The organism is Pseudomonas sp. NBRC 111119, from assembly GCF_001320125.1.
Taxonomy (GTDB): domain Bacteria; phylum Pseudomonadota; class Gammaproteobacteria; order Pseudomonadales; family Pseudomonadaceae; genus Aquipseudomonas; species Aquipseudomonas parafulva.
On the sequence record NZ_BCAV01000043.1, the window covers coordinates 1 to 5,563 of the forward strand.

At 57.6% G+C, this 5,563-nt stretch carries 3 protein-coding genes and 2 pseudogenes; 1 reads left to right on the plus strand and 4 read right to left on the minus strand.

The genetic code is table 11. The features are described 5' to 3' along the window. Positions 1-103 precede the first annotated feature (103 nt). Positions 104-1,534 carry a chemotaxis protein gene (locus APH25_RS16415; RefSeq protein WP_256217562.1) on the minus strand — a complete coding sequence of 477 codons (1,431 nt, stop codon included), beginning with the start codon at positions 1,532-1,534 and terminating at the stop codon, positions 104-106. Between the two features lie 195 nt (positions 1,535-1,729). Further along, on the minus strand, positions 1,730-2,977 hold the full coding sequence (locus APH25_RS16420; RefSeq protein ID WP_060482646.1) for an IS256 family transposase: 1,248 nt from the start codon (positions 2,975-2,977) through the stop codon (positions 1,730-1,732). A gap of 167 nt (positions 2,978-3,144) precedes the next feature. On the opposite strand from APH25_RS16420, the gene APH25_RS25705 reads away from it, so the two are divergent. After that, positions 3,145-3,315, plus strand: coding sequence for a hypothetical protein (locus APH25_RS25705; RefSeq protein ID WP_177331191.1), 171 nt, complete (start codon positions 3,145-3,147; stop codon positions 3,313-3,315). Positions 3,316-3,393: 78 nt separating this feature from the next. Here the strand turns inward: APH25_RS25705 and APH25_RS26300 are convergent. Together APH25_RS26300 and APH25_RS26305 are read right to left on the minus strand one after the other, a co-directional pair. Continuing rightward, a pseudogene (locus APH25_RS26300) lies at positions 3,394-4,401 on the minus strand (methyl-accepting chemotaxis protein); the annotation flags it as partial. 126 nt (positions 4,402-4,527) lie between these two features. Next, positions 4,528-4,863: pseudogene (locus APH25_RS26305) on the minus strand (MCP four helix bundle domain-containing protein); the annotation flags it as partial. Positions 4,864-5,563 lie beyond the last annotated feature (700 nt).

The window sequence follows — 5,563 nt, forward strand, 5'->3', positions numbered from 1 at the left end:
CGGAAAACGTGCTCGCCTGACTTTGCTGGGGCGGTGCAGGTGATGCAGGTACTTACTCGCTCATGATGCTCCCTTGTTCATAGTCGCTCCTTGCTAATAGCTTCTACTCAGGAGAAAGGAGTGGAAGCCAAAGGTGAGGGGGTAAGGGTAAGCGGTAATGCCGGCAAGCCATGATCAAAATCGGCCAATGGCCATGTTCAACAGCGGATAGCTTCTTGAAGTGCTCGTCTCGAGAAACCTCGGCATCGATCATTGTCAGAGCCGCGGCACCGTCCGACGTGATGGGGATGCCAGTCAATGCCAAGCCGGGGCCGGGAAGACCTGCGTACAGCATATCTTCACTGTCCCCCGCGGATACCCAGAGCTGCATATTGCAGTGTTTAAGTGATTCCTTGGCGAAGCGGCTGAACTTGCTGGTGCGGGTCGTCTCACCTTGGGATGTCGCTCCCACCAGGATCAGGGGGATCAGTGTGCTGCCTCTTGTTTGCGCTTCGCGGTAGGCGTCAGTGGCCTCCCTGGGATGGCCAATCAGGTTGCGATAGCTGGCATCAATCACCGGATATTGGCCATGGGCGCAGTAGGTAAACCAGAAGCTTTCTAGCAGGTGATCGCAATAGTCCTGGGCCAGCGGTTGCCACTTGTCCATCATGGACAGGAAGGTCACCGCGGCACCGATCTCTATCGAGTGGTCATCCGTGATCGGGCAGAGCAGCATCGGATTTCTACTGATGAGCTGTTGTATTTGGGAGGCAAGCATGAAGGCCTGGTCGAACTTGGCGGGGTCAGTAGCATCGGCCCTCACGCATCTCTGAGGGGTTGCATCATCTCGACTCACCTGCCACAGCAGCCAAAGACCTCGTTGGGCCATCCGCCCCAACGTCTCGAACATTTTCAGATTGATGTCCACGGACGTTGAGGTATTTACCGCAGCGGAAAGGCCGTGCTGCACGTGTACATGGGGCAAGATTTTTTCGCCCAACAATTCATCCCAGATTTGGAAGTGAAGATCGACGAGCTCAGCGAACGTAGTGCCCATTTCCTCCGCTATTTTTCGATGCTGCTTTGTAGCTACATAGCCTTTGATGTGATCCCAGGCCAGTAAGATCGTGCGCTCGCTTGCTCGATATGGCGCCTCAAGATTGCCGGCTGCACGGGCCCATACGAACAGTACCCACAGGCAGATGTAGATCTGCCGGAGACTCGTTAGCCGAGCCAGAGGTTTGGCATCCCCGTCGCCGAGCAGTCCTTGCGCCAAGCGCGAGAAATGCTTGTAGGCGATATCTGGCTCATCGATCATCGCGACCGATTTTTGGAAGCTGCTGCGTAGTTTCTCGTCGACCAACTGCTGTTGCAGCACACCTTCGGTCAGCTTTCCGGCCAGGTAGTCCCCGTTCCAAATCTCGAAGGAAACGCGCTCATCAGTTTTGAGCTTGATGAACTGTGTGACGATGTCCTGAATCGCTTCGTGGATCTCGCCACCGAAGCACAGGCAGATAACCACCTTCAGGTGCTTGTACTGATCCGCAATGCGCACAGGGATGTAGAAGTCAGTGATCTCGTTGATCGAGCCTCGTAGAGCCTGCGTTGTACCGTCCCAATCGTTGCGCGTGAGATCACCTTGCTTGATCGAGAACAGAAAAAGCTTGTCCTCCGAAGCACCGGTCTTCGGGACTGTCAGTTTTTTTGTGTTCGGGCCGGTAACGGCCTGCCGTTAGGCAGGCCCTGATTTTCACCAGGTCGGCCTGATGAACCGATCTCCGTACAGAATCGCGAACTGATTCATCGCACTTTTCCAATCATGCGCCGCCGAGCCCCAGTTTGCCGTGATGTTTCGCAGCCCCAGCCATATTAGCTTGGTGGCTGCTTCATCGTTCGGGAAATGCCCCCGGGTTTTAATGATCTTGCGTAGCTGAGCATTGATGCTTTCAATGGCGTTGGTGGTGTAAATCACCTTCCTGATGGCCGGTGGGAAGACGAAAAATGGAATCACTCGATCCCAGGCGCGTCTCCAGGCAGCCACCACCGTTGGATATTTCTCGCCCCACGGCCCGTTCTCTAACTCATCAAGGGCTTGCTCAGCCGCCTCAGCATTGATGGCTTGGTAAATCGGCTTCAGCTCCTTGGCCAGAGCCCGTCGCTTGTCCCAGGCTGCGTAGTCGAGGCTGTTGCGGATCAGGTGCACGATGCACGTCTGCAACGTCGTCTCTGGAAATACAGCGCTGAGAGCTTCTGGCATGCCCTTGAGGCCATCGGTCACGGCAATCAGCACGTCCTCGACGCCACGTGTCTTAAGATCGTTAAACACCTTCATCCAGAACTTCGCACCCTCGGTGTTCTCGATCCAGATGCCCAAGATATCGCGCGTCCCGTCGTGGAGAACGCCCAACGCCAAGTAGATGGCCTTGTTGCGCACTAGGCCTTCTTCGCGGATCTTCACCCGCAGCGCATCGAAGAAAATGACTGGGTACATCGGCTCCAGTGGCCGCTGTTGCCACGCGCCAATCTCCTCCATGACCTCGTCTGTCACAGAGCTGATGAAATCGGGTGAAACGTTGGTTCCATACTGCTCGGATAGAAAGGCTCGGATCTCTCTGACCGTCATTCCACGGGCGTACATGGCGATGATCTTGTCATCGAATCCGGTGTAACGGCGCTCATGCTTGGGGATCAGAATGGGCTCAAAACTTCCGTTTCGATCACGAGGGATTTCCAGCCGCAACGGGCCGTCCCCCGTCAAAACCGTCTTTGCACTCTTGCCGTTACGCTGGTTGGTTTCATCCTCTGGGCGCTGCGCGCCCGGCGGATAACCCAAGTGATGGCCGAGTTTGGCACTCAAAGCGCGTTCGATCAGGGCCTTCTTGAACGCCGCAGAGGCATCCTCGATAGCCTCTGCGGACATCAGGCCCTCGCCGAACTGCTCCAGCAGCTCTTTAGGGATTTTGGGTAGGTCACGCAAGGGTTTCTTTTTGGTTGGCATACATGCACCTCTTACTCATGTTATGCCCGAACACAAAATTTCTGACACCCTCACGTCATCGCACTGATCTGCCTTGCCACCACTGACAACACCCAGTTACTGTCGACCTTCACCCCCGACGTCAGTCGGGCGCGAGCTCCCCAGCCCCATCAAACAGGAGGTTCGACATGGGCACTTCAGCCAAACCATTCTATTTGGCAGCAGCACCGCTGCTCGCAACCGGCGCCGCTTTCGCTGCAGTAGGTGCCTCCGGCCAACCTGCGTTCGGCTACACCGCTATCGGCCTGCTGATCCCCGGCCTCCTGTTGCTCGTAACCGGTTACCGTCGGCGAGCGTGACAGGGCCGGCGTTGCATTCAGTGCCCCCACCGCATTCCCCGTTGCTCACCGCACATGGCGGCGAGCAAGGGCCGCTGATCACACCTTGAACTTACCCACCATCCCATTCAGCTCGACCGCCAGCCGCGACAGCTCCTGCGCCGCCGCACTGGTCTGATTCGCCCCGGCTGACGTCTGCATGGCCAGGTCCCTGATGTTCACCAGGTTCCTGTCCACCTCACGCGCCACTTGGGCCTGCTCTTCCGAAGCGCTGGCGATCACCAGGTTGCGCTGGTTGATGGACGAAATGGCCTCGGCAATGATGTCCAGGGCCTGGCCAGCGGACTGGGCCACTTCCAGGGTGCCGGTCGCTCGGCCCTTGCTGACATGCATGGCGCTCACAGCCGATTCGGTGCCGGTCTGGATGCCGGTGATCATGCCTTCTATTTCTGCGGTGGATTGCTGCGTCCTGTGGGCCAGGGCCCGCACTTCGTCTGCTACCACGGCAAAGCCCCGGCCTGCTTCGCCGGCACGGGCGGCTTCGATGGCGGCGTTCAACGCCAGCAGGTTGGTCTGGCCGGCGATGGAGCCGATCACGTCCAGCACGCGGCTGATTTCGTTGGCGCTGCTGGCCAGGTGTTCGATTTCCTGCGAAGTGGTGGTCACATCGCCCACCAGGTGGCCGATGGACTGCAACGCTTCATTGACGCGCTGTTGGCCGTCCCGGGTGCTCTGGTCTGCGCCTTTGGAGGCATCGGCGGTGTTTACAGCGTTGCTGGCCACTTCCTCGACCGCTGCGGTCATCTGGTTCACGGCGGTGGCAGCCTGGTCGATTTCGGCGCTTTGCTGATGCAGGCCGCGGCTGGTGTCTTCGGTGACGGTGAACAGCTCTTCCGAGGCGGACGCTAGCTGGTCCGAGGCGGCAGCGATGCTGGCGATCGTTTCGCGCAGGCTGTCCTTCATTTTTGAAAGCGACAGCAGCAACAGCGCGGGTTCGTCGCGGCCCTTCACCTGAATGTCCTGGTTGAGTTCCCCGGCGGCTACCCGCTCGGCCACATTTACTGCTTCTGCAAGTGGCAGCACGATGCTGCGGGTCAGCAAGATGGCCAGCGCGATCATCAGGCTGACGATGATCACGATGGTCACGGCGATAATAACGAATGACTGTTCGTAAGCTTCACTGCTGGCCTCTGAGGCGTGTGTTGCCCCGTTGGCATTATAGTGAGTGAGTTGAATCAACGCTTTCATCATGGCGTCGGCATAATCGGCCAGCGACCCATTCACCAAGCGTTTGGCTTCTTCCAGATCATTATTGCGAACGGCTTCACGGATAGCATTTTGCAAGCCGTGGTAGGTTGTGCTTGCAGCGGAGAAAGTGTCAAACAGCGAACGGTCAGTGGGTTCCGTTATCGACTTCTCATAGTCGCTTAGTTGGGTTTCATATTGTTTGTTGATGGTCTCGATCTTATCGAGTGTTTCCGTTCTGGCCGTGGGGCTGTCTTCCAGCACACTGCGCAGCGTCAGGGCGCGGGCGCGACCCAGGTTCATGCTCATTTCATCCAGGAGCATGACGGCTGGAAGCCACGAAGTGCGTACCTCGTCGGTGGGCTGTCCATCGTGTGCATGCGGTTCAGGGAGGTGAGGCCGAGTATTAAAACCAGGAGGGCGAGGGCGGCGAAAATGGCAGTGGCGCGGATGCCGATTTTGAGGTTTCTTAAATACATGTGAAGCTCCTTGATGTTGCAATACTTGCTAATCTAAGCAAGGCGGTACGGGCTCGAGGGCAGACGGTTGTGAACTCCGTTCTTGCTCAGGCTGTCGGCCAAGGGGCTATTAAACTTTATGCTTAAAGGGAAATATTTTTCTGTAACAAAAGCGATAACGCTTTCGTTTTAATTATTTGGGGGTGGGGAAGATGGCGTGCAGAAGTTTGCGATAGGGCAGGTTAGGGGGACGTCTTAGCCGTTGAAGGTTTCCCAGCCGCACCGCATGCTGGGCCAAGAGGCGGGCCAAGATTGGGGGAGGGTCATCCAGTGTTCGCCGTAATAGGTTCTGCGCCTGGGAGATCGAGCGCCGCCCGCGCGGCGCATCGCGAGCTTCGCTCGCTCCTACGCTTGTTTCGGGCCAGTTATGTCTGCGCCATTTGCGCGCGGACGCCTTGGCGCATGCCGCGATATCGCGTCGTACAAACAAGGCGGTCGCGCGCGCCTGCCACAGGTGTTACTGGCCCGAAACAAGCGTAGGAGCGAGCGAAGCTCGCGATGCGCCG